The sequence below is a fragment of the Streptomyces sp. H27-C3 genome (assembly GCF_030063415.1).
Lineage (GTDB): Bacteria > Actinomycetota > Actinomycetes > Streptomycetales > Streptomycetaceae > Streptomyces.
On sequence record NZ_JASITA010000002.1, the window covers coordinates 138732 to 156335 of the forward strand.

Genomic DNA, 17604 nt, shown 5'->3' on the forward strand with positions numbered 1-17604 from the left:
CTGCCCCCGTGCCGCCCCGGGGCAGGCCGAGTTCCTACTCCGCCGCGCGGATCGCGTCCCAGTAGGTGCGGGCCGCCGCGCGCAGGGCGGCCTCCGGGTCGGTGCCGGACGCCTCCGCCCGTACCGCCAGGGCCAGCAGCTCGTACCCGATGCCCTCGCCCGTCGGGAGCGCGATGTCGATCCCCGCCTGGCGGACCCGCGAGGACAGCTTCGCGGCGAGTGCCAGACCCGGCTGGCCGAGGGGGACGCCGTCGGTGATCGAGTCGCGCTGCTTCTCCTCCGCCTTGGTGCGCAGCCAGTGCTCCTTCACGTCCTCGGGAGTCTCGGCGGTCTCGTCGCCGAAGACATGCGGGTGGCGGTGGATCAGCTTGTCGATGATGGTCGCCGCGACGTCGTCGATCGAGAAGGGCTCGTCCCCTTCCTCCGGGCCACCCTCCTGCGCGATGCGGGCGTGGAAGACGACCTGCAGCAGTACGTCGCCGAGCTCCTCGCGCAGCTCGTCGCGGTCACCGTCCTCGATCGCCTCGACGAGCTCGTACGCCTCCTCGATGCCGTACTTCGCGAGGCCCTGGTGCGTCTGCTGGGACGACCACGGGCAGGCGACACGGATCCGGTCCATGACCTGGACCAGATCGAGGAGGCGGGCGCCGGGGAGGTCGTACGAGCCGGGGAGCAGCTCCAGGTCGGGCATCTGGACGCGGCCGGATCCGGCCAGCCGGGAGATGCCGTCGGTCAGGGCCTGGTCACCCTCGCCGGAGGGCAGCACCACGACGGTCCGGCCGCCCGCGCACGCGTCGACCAGCTCCTGCGCGGTCGGGGCCACCTGCTCGACGGTGACACCCGCCTCGCGCAGATACGGCAGCTGCGGGTGGCCCGCGTCGGAGCACAGCACCCGGTCCGCGGCGTGCAGCGTCTGCCAGGCGGGCCAGGACAGCAGTCCGGGCGCGACGCGGTGGCTGGCGGTGAGAAGGACGATGCGGCCGGGGGCGGCGGGTGTCTCGGTGGTCACCACTCGAAACTACCCCGGCCGTACGACAGTCCTGCCACGCGCCCTCCGCCCGCGATCGCGGCTACGCGCCCGGCTGCGGGGGCGGCGCGGCCTCTTCCTTGGTGACCTGGGTGATCCATGGGGTCTTGTAGTCGCCGAGCTGCATCTTCTTGTCGTCCCAGCTGCCGTAGCGCGGGTTGACGTCGATGTGCAGCGCCTTGGACGCGGCGACGAAGGCGGCGTTCACCTTCTGCTGGCCCTCGGGGGTGTTGCTCGCGCCGAGCGCCGCTGCGAGCTTGCCCACCAGGACGTCCCTGCGGATCGCGTCGTTGATCTGGTCCGGGGCGATGCCGCGCTGCTGGAGGTAGGTCGCGGCGAGCTGCTCCTCGCCCTGCGACTCCTGCGCCGCGCCCGCGCGGGCGGCCTGGATCTCCTTACGGGTCACGCCCGCGCCGGCATCGTCCGCCGCGCGCTGCACGACCCGGTCGACGATCAGGTCGTAGAGCTTGGCGCGGCCGAGCTGGCCGGTCGCGCCGATGAGCTGGGCGGACTGCGGGGACGCCTGCTGGGCCTCGCGAACGTCCTTGACCTTCGACTGGAGCGCGGAGACTTCGATGCGGTCGCCGCCGACGACGGCTGCCGCTCCTGGGTGCGCGTCATTGCCGCAGGCGGCGAGGAACGGCGCCGCGACCAGCAGTGCGGTGGAGACGGAGAGCGCGGTGCGACGGCGGCGGTGCAAAGGGGGCCTCCCGGCGGTGATCGTGCGGCAGTGCAACGAACGACCTTGCGATGATCGATGTTAGGCAGTCGGAGTGGTCCGGGCCACTGATTCGCCCAACGATTCGCTCGTGTTCGTGGATGCGCTGTTCTGGGACGTGCCGCTGAGCATGATCGTCCGGGAGAGAACGAAGGTGATCGGGATCGCGGCGGACGCGGCGATCAGTGGGGCGTACGTGCTGCCGTAGTGGAAGACGTCCACCAAGAGGTAGACGCCGCTGGTGGTGATCACGAAGTTCGCCGCATTGGTGAGCGGGAACAGCAGGAACTTCCGCCAGGTGGGGCGGGTGTTGTAGGTGAAGCGGCAGTTGAGGAAGAACGAGCCGGTCATGCTGATCCCGAAGGCGATGACGTGCGCGGCGACGTACGGCAGCCACGGCAGGAGCAGCAGATAGCACCCGTAGTACGTGCCGGTGTTGACCACTCCCACCAGGGCGAACCTGATCAGCTGGCGAAGCGTCGCCGCACGGGACGACGCACGGGACGCCTCCGGCGGAGTCGTCGGCGGGCGGGTCATCGGTGGACGAGCTCCCGGTTCTGCGGCAGCGAGGCGCCGGGCGCGCCGTCGACATTGGTTTCCTGCACCAGGAAGTGCGGGCGGCGTTTCACCTCGTAATAGATACGCCCGACATATTCTCCGACGACTCCGATCATCATCATCTGCACTCCGGCGAGCGCGGTGAGAGCGACCAGGAGCGTCACATAGCCGGGGGTTTCCACGCCGTTCACGAGAGTGACACCGACAATCCATGTCGAGTACGCCATGGCGATGCCGAGGAGAACGATGCCGAGATAGAGCGCGGCCCGCAGCGGTTTGTCATTGAAGGAAAGCAGACCGTCGAGTCCGTAGTTGAGCAGTTTCGAGAAGGTCCACTTGGAGCGGCCCTCCTCGCGCACGGCATTCTCGTACTCGAAGGTGACGGTGGTGAATCCGACCCAGGCGAACAGGCCCTTGGAGAAGCGGTTGTACTCGGTGAGTTCGAGCACGGCGTCGACGCTGCGGCGCGAGAGCATACGGAAGTCCCCGACGCCGTCGACCAGCTCGACGTCGACCAGGCGGTTGATGAGCCGGTAGTACGCACGAGCGGTCAGCGTACGCGTGACCCTGTCCCCCTTTCTGGTCCGGCGGGCTACCACCTGGTCGAAGCCCTGCTCGCGCAGGGCCACCATGCGGCGGACCAGCTCGGGCGGGTGCTGGAGATCGGCGTCCATGACGACGACCGCGTCGCCGGACGCGCCGCGCAGGCCCGCCAGCATGGCCGCCTCCTTGCCGAAGTTGCGGCTGAAGGAGACATAGCGGGTGCGCGGGTCGGACCGGGCGATCTCCTGAAGGATCGCGAGCGTGCGGTCCTTGCTCCCGTCGTCCACATAGACCAGCTCGATGGGGTGGCCGAGATCGCCGAGTTCCTTGGTCACACGCTCGTGGAAGCGGCCAATGATCTCCTCTTCGTTGAAGCACGGCACGACAATTGAGATGAGCACGGCTCTCCCCGGATCGAAGCAGTCAGGGAAGAACAGCTCCCGGATGTGACGGGTTTCGCGCATTCGAATGAAGTGCGGGCGACCACGGGGTGAACTTGACGCTTTTGTGGGGATTTCTGCCACGCCGGTGTCACCCCAGCGTCATGGAGGTCTCTTTTTCCGTCACATGCAGGCTTATTCGGTATCGCGCACAGTAAAAGGTTGGGCATGCCGATCGTGAAAGCGTTCAGAATCCGGGCCGCGGCGCTCGCCGCGCTGATCACCGTGGTGGCCGTGTGCACCGGTGACGCCGTCGCCCGCAGCTTTCCCTTCGGGCCGCGCACCCGCAGCGTCAATGACCTCGGGAACCAGTTCGTGCCGTACCACGCGCATCTGTGGGACCTGCTGCGCGGACGCGCGGACGGCGGGGTGCTGCTCAACTGGCAGTCCGGGTACGGGACCAGCTTCCTGGCCGACATCGGTACATACGTCAGCAGCCCCTTCGCCCTGCTCGTCGGCGTCTTCCCCAGGGACGAGATCGACCTGGCGGTGTACGTGATCACCGTCCTGAAGATGGCGGTGGCCGCCGCCGCCATGACCGTGCTGCTGCTCGCCCTGCGCGAGGGCGGCAGCCGGTGGTGGGTCGCCGGAGTCCTGGGGGCGTCGTACGCGCTGTGCGGCTGGGCCGTCGCCGAGGCGATCTACAACCCGATGTGGATGGACGGTCTGATCGCCTTCCCGCTGCTGTGCCTGGTCGGTGAGTGGGCGCGTACGGGCCGCCATCGCGTTCTGGGCCCGGTGCTCGTGTCCCTGGCGTGGGTCGCGAACTTCTACACTGCGTACATGGCGACGCTGGGGGCCACGCTGGTCCTTGTGCTGCGGCTGCTCCTCGACGAGGAGCAGGCGGCCGGCGCGCGCCTACGGGTCCTACTGAGGGCCGCCTGCACCACCCTGCTCGGCATCGGTCTGGCCGCGCCCGTCCTGGCCGTCGTCTTTCTCGGGTCGACCCATGCCTATCCGGGCTGGACGCGGCAGTTCGCACCGTCCGGCTGGTCCGACGTGTTGGCCCGGCTGCTCCCTGCGACATACAGCTTCTTCACGCCCGCCGTGTTCGTCGGCACCGGCGCGCTGCTGCTTGCCTGCACCCTGGTGTTCAACCGGGCGGCGCCCCGGCGCGAGCGGCGGGCCTGGACGCTGCTCGCGGTGGCCGTGGCTGTGTCCATGCAGTGGGGGCCGACCCATCTGGTGTGGCACGTCTTCGCGACGCCCAACGGCAGCCCGTACCGGCAGACCTTCGTGCTCGCCGGGATCCTGGTGATCGCCGGGTGGGTGTCGGTCTCGTACGGCTGGCCGGGGCGCCGTGCGCTGCTCGGTGGTGGCGGGGTGCTGGTCCTGGCCGCGTTGGGTGCGGTGACCAGCGAGCATCTGACCGCCTGGACGTACCCGCTGTTCGTCGGCGGGCTCCTGGCGGCCGGCGGCGCGGTGCTGCTCGCGGCGCGGGCGGACCTGCGGGGGCGCCGGATCCTCGGGGTCGCCGCCGCGGTGCTGCTCGTGGGGGCGACGGTGGGGCAGGCCGCCGCGACCACCGCGTACGCGGACCGGCGGCGGCTGGGGCAGCTCGACGACTACGCGCCCTGGGGCGAGCGGCAGCGGCTTCAGGCGCAAGCAGTGGAGGGGGCGGACGAGTGGCCCGCGTTCCGGACCGAGACCGGGCGTGAACAGAGCACCAGCAACGACCCGTTGGTCGTCGGCGGCCAGGGCGCGTCGTACTACAGCAGCCATACTCCCGACGTCCTCACCCGCACGCTCGCCGCGCTCGGCGGGGGCTGGACGTCGGGCGGGCGCTCGGTGCAGAGCCTCGACAATCCGGTCACCGACGCCGTGTTCTCGGTCGGCGCACGGGTACACATGCCGCGCGACCCGCACCAGGGGCACTCACGGCCCGACGACCGCGGGGTGACGGTGACCCGCGCGCCCGCGCCGCCCCTGGTCACCATGCGCCCGCCGGGCGCCCCGCCGCGCTTCGGCGCCTCGCCGTTCCGCAACCAGGAAGCGCTGCTCGGAGCATCCGTCTATACGCTGCCGCCCACGAAGCAGACCTCCGGGACCTTGCGGGCCGCGTGCCCGGCGGGCAGCGAGGTCTTCCTGTGGGCGCCCGACTTCTTCGGCACGGCCGCGCTCGGCCCGGGCCCGGCGAGCGATCTGCACGGCGGGCAGCCCGCCCGGCGCGCGGCGACGCAGCCACTGGGGAAGGTGTCCGCCGACGGCCGCGTCGCGATCACGTTGAAGGGCCCGTCGAAGAACCCGACGGCCGGGGTCGCGGACCTCCCGGCGGGGAGCGTCGGCTGTCTGGACCGGGAGCGGCTGGACTCCGCCGTGGCCGCGCTCAGTGCGAGCGGTGCGAGTTCCGTCCGGGTCTCGGACAGTGGCGTACGGGCCGAACTGCCGCCCGGCGCCCGGGGAACCGCCGTCTTCGCCATGCCGCGCATCGCCGGCTGGAGCTGCGCGGTGCACGGCTCGGCGGCCCGCCCCGCCGACTCCTACCTGGGGCTCGTCGCCGTCCCCCTCGACGGCCGAACCACCTCACTGGCCTGCGACTTCAGCCCGCCGGGCCTGCGGCTCGGCGGGTACGCGGGCGGGCTCTCCCTGCTCGTGCTCATCGCGGTCGCCGCGCTCCCCCGGGTACCGGCACGGATCCGTTCCCGTACCCGCAACGACGACGACACCCACTCTTCATCCGTGGACCATCGGCCCTTGGCCCGCACGGCATGAGCTCCGGCGTACGGTCGGCCGCCTGCCCCCCGCACCCAGGACCGAAGCCAGAGGCGAGTCCCCCATGCCATCTCTTCTGAGCAACCGGCTGACGAAGTGGGCCCTGCGCCCCGTCGCCGCGCTCGTCGACCAGCGCATCACCCGCTCCACTTCAAAGCTGCGCGGCGATCTCGAAGCCACCCGCAAGGACCTGGCCGAGCTCCGGCGCAAGCAGTACGGAATCGGCATGCTGCTCGACCGCACCGGGCGCGGCCAACACCGGATGCCGACGCCCGACCAGATCGAGACGCTCGTGGGCGAAGTGGGCGCGGTGACGGACGCGGGCGAGCGAGCGCGCCGCAATGTCACCGTCGCCTACCGCAATGTGGTGGCCCTGGAGGCGCTGGGGGTGGGCCGGATGGCGGGCGGCACGTCCAATGTGTGCGGCAAGCTGGCCACCATTCCGCTGCTCGCGCCGAGGGACGACGAAGCTCTCGACGTGCTGGAAATCGGCACGCTGCACGGGCTGTTCGCGGCGGCGCTGATGCGCATGCTGCACCGGACGGGCATCGAGGCGAGGCTGACGATCGTCGATCCGCTCGCGGGCACCCAGCTCCAGCCGGGCACCACCGACTACGAGGAGCCGACGGGCACTCCGGTGCGCGAGGACGTCGTACGGGCCAACCTGGCGCTCGGCGGCGGCCGCTCGGGCACGGAGGCCCGGATCCGGCAGGGCTTCTCCGGGGACCCCGAGGTGCGCTCCGAGATCTCCGACCGCCGGTACGGCGTGATCGTGGTGGACGGCGACCACTCCTTCGAAGGGGTGCTGGCCGACCTGGAGTGGGCCGAGCTGATCGCCGCGCCCGGCGGGATCGTAGTCCTCGACGACTACGGCGACGGGCGCTGGCCCGGCGTCAAGGACGCGTTCGACAAACATGCGGCGGGCGGCAGCAGGCTCACGATGCTGGGCAGGGTCGCCACGTCCGCGTTCCTGCGCGCGGGCTGAGCGCCGCACACCCCCTGGGGGCCGCACACCCCCTGGGGGCCGCACACCCCCTGAGCGCCGCGCGCCGGCGCTACGCGCCGCGCATCTGCTGGTGCCGGTCGAGGGAGCGGCGCACCTCGGCCGGCAGGGGGTGGTACACGCCGTACACCCGCTCGGCGTCGTAGAGCAGGGACTGCAACTGGCCGTGCGCCGACGCGTGATCGCCCACCGCGAGCAGCAGATGGGCGATGCGGTTGCGCAGCTCGAAGGCGCGGGCGGTCGGGTCGACCGTGCCGGGCGCGCCGGTCGCGTACTGGTTCTCGTAGTACGGCAGCAGGCCGCGGTACTCGGTGAGGGCCGCGGCCGGCTCGCCGAGCTGCTCCAGGCACTGCGCGGCGTCGTAACGGAACTGGAGCGCCTGCGGGTCGCCGGGTCCCGCGTCGGCGGCCCGGTCGTCGGCGAGGCGCCGCAGCTCGGGCAGGGCGCGGCGGTACTGCCCGTCGTCGAGCAGCGTCGCCGCGTACTGCTTGCGCAGGATGCGCACGACCGGGGAGCGCTCGCCGTGCTGGGCGGCGGCGGCCGGCAGGATCCCGCCGAGGATGTCCACGGCCTGGGTGATCCGCCCCTCGCCGAGTAGCTGCTTGACCTCGTCGACGGCGCCCGCGATGTCGGGCTGCGCGGGCGTGGGTGTGGGCTGGGCGGCGGGCGGCGCGGAGACGCGGTCGGGCCAGGGGGCGTGCGGGCGCAGGAAGGGGCGGGTCGGGTCGAGCGGGCGCGCGGGCACGGCGGGGGCGGGGGCGGGCAGGAGCGGGACGAGCGACTCGTAGACCACCTGGGCGGAGGCCGGCCGGTGCTGCGGGTCCTTGGCGAGCAGCCGCAGGACGAGCGCTTCGAGCGGCTGCGGGATCTCGGGGCGCAGTTGGCGGACGGGGACCGGCGCCTCGTACAGATGGCGGTGCAGCACACCGAGGACGGTCGATCCCGCGAACGGCACGTTCCCGCTGAGGAGTTCGTGCAGCACCACGCCCAGTGCGTAGAGGTCGGTGTACGGGCCGACGGCGCCGCCCATCGCCTGCTCGGGTGCCATGTAGGCGGGGCTGCCGATGGGTGATCCGGTGTGGGTGAGGCGGGTGGTGTCGGTGTCGATGACGGAGGCGACGCCGAGGTCGAGGACGGTGAGTGTGCCGTCGGGCTTCACCATGATGTTGCGCGGCTTGAGGTCGCGGTGGACGATCGGCACCGCGTGCACGGCGGAGAGCACGGCGCACAGCTGGGCGGCGGCCGCGACGGCCCACTGCCAGGGGTACGGATCGTGCTTCGCGATGTGGTCGGCGAGGTCGATCCCGTCGACGTACTGCATGACGAGGTACAGGTCGTCGCTGTCGCTGCCCGCGTCGTGGACGGTGACCAGGCCGGGGTGGTCGACCTGGGCGGTGACGCGGCACTCGCGCACGAAGCGGCGGCGCATGTCCTCGGCGGCGGTGGCGGCGGCCATCCGGTCGGGGCGCAGCAGCTTCACGGCGACGCGGCGGTCGAGGCGCTGGTCGTACGCCGTCCAGACCTGGCCCATGCCGCCCTGGCCGATGACGGTGGCCAGCTCGTAGCGCCCGGCGATGATCCGCCCGTTCACCGGCCTTCACCGTCGCGGCTGCCGCCACCGCTGCCACCACCGCTGTTGCCGCTGCCGCTGTCCCTGCGGAGGTAGTCGCTGAGCTCGTCGAGCTCGGCGCGGACCTGGTCGAGGCGCTGGGGCTGCTGCGGACGTTGCTGTTGGGGCTGCTGCTGCGGGGGCGGTGTCGCCGGGTAGCCGTACGAGGGCCCTGGGGCCGGGGTGTTCGCGTACGGATTCGGGGGCGGGCCCGGGTTCGGGGTCTGGTTCGGGAGCTGGTTCGGCGCTGAATTCCGGACCTGGTTCGGCATCTGGTTCGGGTACGAGCCGTATTGCGGGACCGTGTTGCTGTACGGCCCGTAGGGGTCCGGTGCGCCGAGCGCCCGCGCCCGCTTGTGGTGCCGGATGTCGAAGACCAGGAAGTACGCGGCGCTCGCCATGCCGAGCAGCAGCACGAAAACCACGGCGACATCGGTCCTGGGGTCCTTCTCGGGCAGCGAACCGACCACACCGAGGGCGGCGAAGGATAGGGGCAGACTCCCCCAGGCGAGGACCCAGTCGAGCCCCCTGCCCCGCAGGATCGCGATCCTGAACAGCGGCACGCAGGACAGCAGGCCGCAGCTCAGCGCCCCGCAGAGGGTGAACAGCACCCGCAGGCCGATGACGGCACCGTCATTACGGGCGGGCGGCGCGGCGCCGGAGCCGTGCATGGCTGCTCCTGGAAGACCTGGTGGGGCGAGAACGGGGACGTGAGCGGGGACGTGCACCGGGACGCGGGCCCGGACCTGGACGGCGAAGCGCGAGCGAACGCACTACGAGCGTATACACCGACACCGACAACGGCCCCTGGGTTGTACGGAACCGATGTGGCTCGGCTCACTGTCCGTCCGCCGGTCGCTTCACCGGGCTCTGATCAGCACGGCACGGATCGGCGGAGCTCGGCACAGCGCGCACAGAAAAAGAGCCCTCAGAGGCCGGCCGGTGCCTCGGTGGGTCCGCCGCCCGCGGGCAGCCGCTCGTCGGGGCAGCCCGACAGCACGCGCTTCATGGCGTCCCGCTCGGCGCCGGTCACCCACAGCTCGTACTTCTTCTTCACAGCGACCTGTCGCGCCACGTACGTACAGCGGTACTCCTTGTTGCCGGGCAGCCAGGTCGCCGTATCGCCGTCACTCTTGCGGCGGTTGGCCGAGGAGTCGACGGCCAGCAGGTTCAGCGGGTCGTTGGCGAGCGCGACGCGCTTGCTGCGGCCCCACTGCTGGGCGCCCTTCTGCCAGGCGTCGGAGAGCGCGACCAGGTGGTCGATATCGACCTTGCTGCGTCCGCGCACGTACTCCACGCGTCGCCCGGTGTACGGGTCGTCCGTGAGCGTCCCGGACACGACCTCGCAGTCCCCGCCCCTGACCCCGGCCTTGAAGCGCTCACCGGTCAGGTCCCGCTTGAGGATGTCGTCGCGCGTCCCGCAACCGTTGTCGTCGGCGTCGGCCCAGGCCCGGCCGAACTCCTCGCGCTCGTATCCGGTCTTGGGGGCGCGCCCCTTGACGGTGAGCTTCTGCACGGCGGCCAGCGCGGACCCGGGTTCCCCCGCCGGGCCGCCGCCCTGCCCGCTCGACCCGCTGCTCCCGTCGCCCAGGTCGCCCACACCGCCCTCGGTGCAGCCGGTGAGGGCAAGAGCGGCGGTGAGCAACGCGACGGGAGCGGCTTTCCTGAGCATGCGCGGCAAGGCGGGCCGTCCTGACCGAGGGAGTGAGCTGACTCCCTGGATCCTACGGGCCGCCACCCTCCCGCAGAGGGGTCACCCTCCCGAAAGGGGGCGGCCGTCACGACCCCAGAATCGTGGTGAGGAACTCCCCCGTCCAGCGCAGCAGTTCGCGGCCCACCACCGGCTTGCCGCCCATCGTGGCCGGCGCCGGGCGCGGGACCATGATCTGGCGGGTGGCCGGCTTCATGATCGTTCGCGGGTGCAGTCGCTTGAGGCGCAGCTCCTGGGACTCACGCAGCTCCACCGGGCCGAAGCGGATGTTGTTGCCCGCCAGGGTGATGTCCGAGACGCCGCAGGCACGGGCCAGCATGCGCAGGCCGGCCACCAGGAGCAGGTTCTCGACGGGCTCGGGGAGCTTGCCGTAGCGGTCGGTCAGCTCCTCGCGCACAGCCTTGATGTCGTCCTCCGAGTTGGCGGAGGCGATCGAGCGGTAGGCCTGGAGGCGCAGGCGCTCGCCCGGGGCGTAGTCGTGCGGGACGTGCGCGTCAACCGGGAGCTCGATCTTGACCTCCAGCGGCGGCTCCTCCTGCTCGCCGCCCTCCACCGCGGCCCGGTAGTCCGCGACGGCCTCGCCGACCATGCGGATGTACAGGTCGAAGCCGACGCCCGCGATGTGGCCGGACTGCTCACCGCCCAGCAGGTTGCCCGCGCCGCGGATCTCCAGGTCCTTCATCGCGACGTACATGCCCGCGCCCATCTCGGTGTGCTGGGCGATCGTCGCGAGGCGCTCGTGGGCGGTCTCGGTGAGGGGCTTCTCCGGCGGGTAGAGGAAGTACGCGTAACCGCGCTCACGGCCGCGGCCGACGCGGCCGCGCAGCTGGTGGAGCTGGGACAGACCGAAGTTGTCGCCGCGCTCGACGATCAGGGTGTTGGCGTTGGAGATGTCGATGCCCGACTCGACGATCGTCGTCGAGACCAGGACGTCGAACTTCTTCTCCCAGAAGTCGACCACGACCTGCTCCAGCGCGCTCTCGCCCATCTGGCCGTGCGCCGTGGCGATGCGCGCCTCCGGGATGATCTCGCGCAGCTTGGCAGCGGCCCGGTCGATCGACTCGACGCGGTTGTGAATGTAGAAGACCTGGCCCTCGCGCAGCAGTTCACGCCGTACGGCCGCGCCGATCTGCTTCTGCTCGTACGGTCCCACGAAGGTGAGGACGGGGTGCCGCTCCTCCGGCGGGGTGGTGATCGTCGACATCTCGCGGATGCCGGTGACCGCCATTTCGAGCGTACGGGGGATGGGCGTCGCGGACATCGTCAGGACGTCGACGTTGGCGCGGAGCTTCTTCAGCTGTTCCTTGTGCTCCACGCCGAAGCGCTGCTCCTCGTCGACGATGACCAGGCCCAGGTCCTTGAACTTGGTCTCCGAGGAGAACAGCCGGTGCGTGCCGATCACCAGGTCGACCGAACCCTCCCTGAGGCCCTCCAGGGTCGCCTTCGCCTCCGCGTCCGACTGGAAGCGGCTCAGCGCCTTCACCACGACGGGGAACTGGGCGTACCGCTCCGAGAACGTCCCGAAGTGCTGCTGCACCAGGAGCGTCGTCGGGACCAGCACCGCCACCTGCTTGCCGTCCTGGACGGCCTTGAACGCCGCGCGGACCGCGATCTCCGTCTTGCCGTAGCCGACGTCGCCGCAGACCAGCCGGTCCATGGGGACGGACTTCTCCATGTCCTCCTTCACCTCGGCGATGGTGGACAGCTGGTCGGGCGTCTCGACGTACGGGAAGGCGTCCTCCAGCTCGCGCTGCCACGGGGTGTCGGGGCCGAAGGTGTGGCCGGGGGCCGCCATGCGCGCCGAGTACAGCTTGATCAGGTCGGCGGCGATCTCCTTGACCGCCTTCTTCGCGCGCGCCTTCGTCTTCGTCCAGTCCGCGCCGCCGAGGCGGTGCAGGGTCGGGGCCTCGCCGCCGACGTACTTGGTGACCTGCTCCAGCTGGTCGGTGGGGATGTAGAGCCGGTCGCCGGGCTGGCCGCGCTTCGCGGGGGCGTACTCGACGAGCAGGTACTCGCGCGTGGCGCCCTGGACCGTGCGCTGGACCATCTCGACGTAGCGGCCCACGCCGTGCTGCTCGTGGACGATGTAGTCGTCGGCCTGGAGCGTCAGCGGGTCGACGCTCTTGCGGCGGCGGGCCGGCATCCGGCCCAGCTCCTTGCTGGCGGTGCGCTGGCCGGTGAGGTCGGTCTCGGTGAGCACGGCCAGCTTGAGGCCCGGGTCCACGAAGCCGTAGTCGATCATGCCGCAGGAGACGTGCACGACGGACGGGGTGACCTCGGTCAGCTCCACGTCGAGGCGGGCGGCGATGCCTTCGCCGCCGAGGACCTCCACGGTGCGGGCGGCTGGGCCGTGCCCCTCCGTCACATAGACCGTGCGCCAGCCGTCGGCCAGCCAGCCCTTGGTGTCCGCGAGCGCGCGTGCGGTGTCGCCGCGGTAGGTCTCGGGGGCGTGCATGCCCAGCTTGATCGTGTCGTCCGACAGCTCCTCGTCGGCGGCGAACGGCGCGAGGGACCACCACATCATGTCCAGCTCGCGCGCCCGCTCCCGTACGTCGGCGATGCCCCGCAGCGAGGCCGCGTCGACGTCGATCGGGGCGTCGCCGCCGCCCGCGGTGGCCGCCCACGACGCCTGGAGGAACTCCTGCGAGGTCGCCACCAGGTCCGCCGCTCTGGTCCTGACCCGCTCGGGGTCGCAGACCACGGCCATCGAGCCCTTGGGCAGCACGTCGATCAGCAGCTCCATGTCGTCGACGAGGACCGGCGCGAGGGACTCCATGCCCTCGACGGCGATACCCTCGGCGATCTTGCCGAGCAGTTCGCCGAGCTCCGGGTGGGCCTCGGCGAGGGCCGCCGCCCGCTCCCGTACGTCGTCGGTCAGCAGCAGCTCGCGGCAGGGCGGCGCCCACAGCCCGTGCTCGGCGACCTCCAGGGAGCGCTGGTCGGCCACCTTGAAGTAGCGGATCTCCTCGATGTCGTCGCCCCAGAACTCCACCCGCAGGGGGTGCTCCTCGGTCGGTGGGAAGACGTCGAGGATGCCGCCTCGGACCGCGAACTCGCCGCGCTTCTCGACCAGTTCGACCCTGCTGTAAGCCGCCGCTGCGAGCGCCTCGGTGATCTCGCCCAGATCCGCGCTCGCCCCGGAGCGCAGGGACACGGGAACCAGGTCGCCAAGACCCTTGACCTGCGGCTGGAGCACCGACCGCACGGGCGCCACGACCACGCTGATCGGGCCCGCCGAAGGGTCGTCCGCGATGGGGTGCGCGAGGCGGCGCAGCACCGCGATCCGGCGGCCCACCGTGTCGCTGCGCGGCGACAGGCGCTCGTGCGGCAGCGTCTCCCACGACGGGTACTCCACGACGCCGTCCTCCGGCAGCAGCGTGCGCAGCGCCGCCGCCAGGTCCTCGGCCTCCCGGCCGGTCGCGGTCACCGCGAGCAGGGGCCGGCCCGCGTCGCGGGCGAGCGCGGCCACCGCGAAGGGGCGGGCGCCGGGCGGGCCGACCAGGTCGACGTGCATGCGGTTGCCGTCGGTGGCGGCCTTCAGCGCTTCGGCGAGCGCCGGGTCTCTTACAACGGCGTCCAGCAGACCGTGCAGGCTCATGAAGGGGTTCCGTCCGGGGTGACAGGCAGTGACGAGGTGGACAACGCGAAGGGCCCGACACGTCTCACGGGCCGGGGGCGGATTCCAGCGTACGACTCCCCTACGACACTCGCGCCCGCAATGCCCCCGAGCCGCGTCCGGGTCCCGCGCGGCGCACCCGCACACACGGCGATGGGGCGCCCGGCGGAGATCCGCCGGGCGCCCCGTCGGACCCGGCGCCGGGATCTCCCCTGTGCACCCCGGACCCGGGTCCTCAACCGCACCGCACCGCCGCGTGCGGGGCCCCGCACCGATCTCTCGTGCGGCACCCGCTCGCGCTCCCGCTACTCGGTGGCGATGGCGTTCAGTACGTTCATCCGGCCTGCCCGGAACGCCGGGACCAGGGCCGCGAACAGCCCCACGAAGGCCGAGGCGACAAAGACCCCGATGATCGTCGGCCACGGGATCTCCAGGACCCCGAGGCCCTCCAGGGCCAGCAGCTTCTGTGCCGACGTACCCCAGCCCATCCCGAGCGCGAGGCCGAGCAGCGCACCGAAGAGCGCGATGACCACGGACTCCAGGCGGATCATGCGGCGCAGCTGCCGGCGCGAGAGGCCGATGGCCCGCATCAGGCCGATCTCCCTGGTCCGCTCGACGACCGACAGGGCGAGGGTGTTCACCACACCGAGGATCGCGACGACGATCGCGAGGCCGAGCAGTCCGTAGACGATGTTGAGCAACTGGCCGACCTGATCCTTGAGGTCCTGCTTGAAGTCGGTCTGGTTCTGCACCCGGTACTGCGGGTACGCCGACAGCGCGTCCTTGAGGCCCGCGTAGGCGGCCTTCTCATTGCCCTCCTCGGCCTTCGCGAACATGATCTGGTTCTTCGGCATCTTCTCGGCCGGCAGGTACTTGGCGACGGTCGTGATGTTGGTGTACATCGCGCCCTTGTCGACGTTGACCTCGTCCGATGTGATCGCCGCGATCCGCAGCTTCGCGCTCTTGCCGCCGGTGAAGGCGACCGTCATCTCGTCGCCGACCTTGATGCCGTGCCGCCCGGCGTAGTCGTCGCCGACCGACATGGCGTCCTTGCCGTACGCCGCGGTCAGTTCACCGGCGACGGTCTCGCGCCGCAGGTCCTCGGCGTACGTCGGGTCGGCCGCGGCCAGTGATTCGTCCTCCGTCCTGCCGTCGGGGGAGGTCAGCTTGGCCTTGACCGCCTTGTAGTTGGTGACGTGCTCGATCCCGGGGACCGCCCGCAGCGCCTTCTCCGCGTCGGGGACGATCGGCTGGGGGGTGGTGGCCTGGACGATGAAGTCCGCGCCGACCGACTTGTCGAGCTCGTCGGTGGCCGAGGCGACCATGGAGGACCCGACGACCGACAGGCACGCCACCAGGGCGAGGCCGATCATCAGGGCCGCGCCGGTCGCTCCCGTACGCCGCGGATTGCGCAGGGCGTTGCGCTCGGCCATCCGCCCCACCGGGCCGAACATCCGCAGGACGATCGCGCTGAGCGCCCGGACCACGACCCCCGCGAGGAGCGGGCCGATGACAATGAAGCCGATGAGGGTGAGGACCACGCCGCCGGCGAGGAACAGCGAGCCTCCGGCCGCCTCGTCCGCCTGCGTCGTCAGGTACAGCAGCGCGCCGCCGGCGCCGGTCAGGACCAGGCCGAGCGCGGCCCGTATCCGGCCCGCCCTGCCGTCCGCCGGGGTCCCGACATCGCGCAGCGCGGCCATCGGGGAGACCGTGCCGGCCCGCCGGGCCGGGACGTAGGCGGCGACGACGGTGACGATGACGCCGAGGGCGAGCCCGATGGCCGGGGTCGTCCAGGCCACCGTCAGGTCGTCGGTGGACAGTTCCATGCCGAGGGAACCCATGAGCTTCATCAGCCCGATGGCGAGGCCGACACCCGCGCCGATGCCCAGAATCGAACCGACGATGCCGAGCAGCAGCGCCTCCACCAGCACGGACCGGTTGATCTGCTTGCGACTGGAGCCCAGCGCCCGCATCAGGCCGATCTCGCGGGTGCGCTGGGTGACCAGCATCGAGAAGGTGTTGACGATCAGGAAGATACCGACGAGGAAGGCGATCCCGGCGAAACCGAGCATCGCGTACTTCATCACGCCGAGGAAGGAGCCGATCTCCTCGCGCCCGGAGTCCGCGGACTCCTTCGCGGTCCGGAGCTTGTAGGGGCCGTCCAGCGCGCCCGCGACCTGCTGCTTCAACTGGGTGTTGCTGAAGCCCTGTTGGGCGGTCACGGCGATGTGGCTGAAGGTGTCCGGCTTGCCCAGCAGCTTCTGCTGCGCGGTCGCGGTGTCGAAGTAGAAGACGGCCGCGCCCGGGTTGGTCACCTTGAAGGAGGCGATGCCGGTGATGTTCGCCTTGATGTCACCGGTGACGGCGATGGTGCGCAGCTCGTCACCGAGCTTGAGGTGGTGCTTGTCGGCGGTGTCGGAGTCGACCATGACCTCGGTGGGCCCGCGCGGGGCGTGCCCGGAGGTGATCTCCATGGACTTGAGGTCGCTCTTCGTCCAGTTGCCGGCGATCGTGGGGGCGCCGCTGTCGGAGCCCATGTTCTTGTTGTCGCTGTTGACAACAGTCACCGACATGCTGGAGACGCCGCCTTCGGCGGACTTCACGCCGTCGGCCTTCGCCACCTGCCCGACGACGGACGCGGGCAGCGACTCGGGCTTGCCGGTCTGCGGAGTGTCGTCGTCACCGGCCGTCTTGGGAGTGACCGTGACATCGGCCGCGGTGGCGGCGAAGAGCTTGTCGAAGGTGGTGTTCATGGTGTCGGTGAAGACGAGCGTGCCGCACACGAACGCCACCGAGAGCAGGACCGCGACGGCGGAGAGCGCCATCCGCCCCTTGTGCGCGACGAAGTTGCGCAGAGAGCTCCTGAGTACGGTCATGACGTCCGCCCGCGTGCGTCGAAGTCCTTCATGCGGTCGAGGACCTGATCGGCCGTCGGGTGGAACATCTCGTCGACGATGCGACCGTCGGCGAGATACAGCACGCGGTCCGCGTACGAGGCGGCGACCGGGTCGTGGGTGACCATGACGATGGTCTGCGACAGCTCGTCGACGGACCGGCGCAGGAAGCTCAACACCTCTGCTCCGGCGCGGGAGTCGAGGTTTCCGGTCGGCTCGTCACCGAAGATGATCTCGGGGCGTGCGGCGAGCGCCCGCGCCACCGCGACCCGCTGCTGCTGGCCGCCGGAGAGCTCGGTCGGTCGGTGACCGAGACGGTCCGCGAGACCGACGGTCTCCACCACCTGGTTGAGCCACGCGGCGTCCGGCTTGCGGCCCGCGATGTCCATCGGCAGCGTGATGTTCTCCAGGGCGTTGAGCGTCGGTAGCAGGTTGAACGCCTGGAAGATGAAGCCGACGCGGTCCCTGCGCAGCCGCGTGAGCTTCTTGTCCTTGAGCCCGGTGATCTCGGTCTCGTCGAGGAAGATCTCGCCCGACGTGACGGTGTCGAGGCCGGCCAGGCAGTGCATCAGCGTGGACTTGCCGGACCCGGACGGGCCCATGATCGCGGTGAACTGCCCGCGGGCGATGTCCACATCGACGTGGTCGAGCGCCACGACGCGGGTCTCCCCGGACCCGTACGCCTTCACGACCTGTCGCGCCTTCGCGGCGACGGCCGTACGCCCTCCAGTGCCCCCGTGCCTGGGAATGGTCATGGCCGTTGTCACGGTAAG

At 71.0% G+C, this 17604-nt stretch carries 12 protein-coding genes; 2 read left to right on the top strand and 10 right to left on the bottom strand.

Annotated features, from left to right (window positions below; genetic code table 11):
- Positions 1 to 34: 34 nt before the first annotated feature.
- From QMK30_RS01965 to QMK30_RS01980, 4 genes are all read right to left on the bottom strand, one after another.
- Positions 35 to 1009 (bottom strand): nucleoside triphosphate pyrophosphohydrolase, encoded by a 975-nt coding sequence (locus QMK30_RS01965; RefSeq protein ID WP_283515340.1) that lies wholly within the window; start codon positions 1007 to 1009, stop codon positions 35 to 37.
- A gap of 61 nt (positions 1010 to 1070) precedes the next feature.
- On the bottom strand, positions 1071 to 1727 hold the full coding sequence (locus QMK30_RS01970; RefSeq protein ID WP_283515341.1) for a SurA N-terminal domain-containing protein: 657 nt from the start codon (positions 1725 to 1727) through the stop codon (positions 1071 to 1073).
- A 60-nt stretch (positions 1728 to 1787) separates the two neighbouring features.
- Positions 1788 to 2213, bottom strand: a complete 426-nt coding sequence (locus tag QMK30_RS01975; protein WP_502963050.1) for a GtrA family protein — start codon at positions 2211 to 2213, stop codon at positions 1788 to 1790.
- A gap of 65 nt (positions 2214 to 2278) precedes the next feature.
- Positions 2279 to 3247: a glycosyltransferase family 2 protein gene (locus QMK30_RS01980; RefSeq protein WP_283515343.1), complete on the bottom strand. Its 969-nt coding sequence runs from the start codon at positions 3245 to 3247 to the stop codon at positions 2279 to 2281.
- A gap of 207 nt (positions 3248 to 3454) precedes the next feature.
- Here QMK30_RS01980 and QMK30_RS01985 point away from each other — a divergent pair, with 207 nt between their 5' ends.
- Positions 3455 to 5998 (top strand): YfhO family protein, encoded by a 2544-nt coding sequence (locus QMK30_RS01985; RefSeq protein WP_283515344.1) that lies wholly within the window; start codon positions 3455 to 3457, stop codon positions 5996 to 5998.
- Between the two features lie 64 nt (positions 5999 to 6062).
- Positions 6063 to 6983: a class I SAM-dependent methyltransferase gene (locus QMK30_RS01990; protein WP_283515345.1), complete on the top strand. Its 921-nt coding sequence runs from the start codon at positions 6063 to 6065 to the stop codon at positions 6981 to 6983.
- 70 nt (positions 6984 to 7053) lie between these two features.
- Here the strand turns inward: QMK30_RS01990 and QMK30_RS01995 are convergent, their stop codons facing one another.
- The 6 genes from QMK30_RS01995 to QMK30_RS02020 all read right to left on the bottom strand — a co-directional run bounded on the left by QMK30_RS01995 (position 7054) and on the right by QMK30_RS02020 (position 17598).
- Complete coding sequence (locus tag QMK30_RS01995; RefSeq protein WP_283515346.1) at positions 7054 to 8592, bottom strand: serine/threonine-protein kinase; 1539 nt, start codon at positions 8590 to 8592, stop codon at positions 7054 to 7056.
- The gene (locus QMK30_RS02000) at positions 8589 to 9281 is read right to left on the bottom strand and encodes a hypothetical protein (RefSeq protein WP_283515347.1); all 693 of its coding nucleotides are present in this window, start codon (positions 9279 to 9281) and stop codon (positions 8589 to 8591) included. Before QMK30_RS02000 ends, QMK30_RS01995 begins: the two co-directional genes overlap by 4 nt.
- Before the next feature lie 257 nt (positions 9282 to 9538).
- A complete protein-coding gene (locus QMK30_RS02005; protein ID WP_283515348.1) occupies positions 9539 to 10282 on the bottom strand; it encodes an HNH endonuclease family protein in 744 nt (247 codons plus the stop codon).
- Between the two features lie 106 nt (positions 10283 to 10388).
- A complete protein-coding gene (gene mfd / locus QMK30_RS02010) occupies positions 10389 to 13919 on the bottom strand; it encodes a transcription-repair coupling factor (RefSeq protein WP_283515349.1) in 3531 nt (1176 codons plus the stop codon).
- Between the two features lie 323 nt (positions 13920 to 14242).
- Positions 14243 to 16813 (bottom strand): ABC transporter permease, encoded by a 2571-nt coding sequence (locus QMK30_RS02015; RefSeq protein ID WP_283515350.1) that lies wholly within the window; start codon positions 16811 to 16813, stop codon positions 14243 to 14245.
- Positions 16810 to 17598, bottom strand: a complete 789-nt coding sequence (locus QMK30_RS02020) for an ABC transporter ATP-binding protein (RefSeq protein WP_283515351.1) — start codon at positions 17596 to 17598, stop codon at positions 16810 to 16812. The genes QMK30_RS02015 and QMK30_RS02020 overlap by 4 nt, the downstream gene beginning before the upstream one ends.
- Between the last annotated feature and the right edge of the window lie 6 nt (positions 17599 to 17604).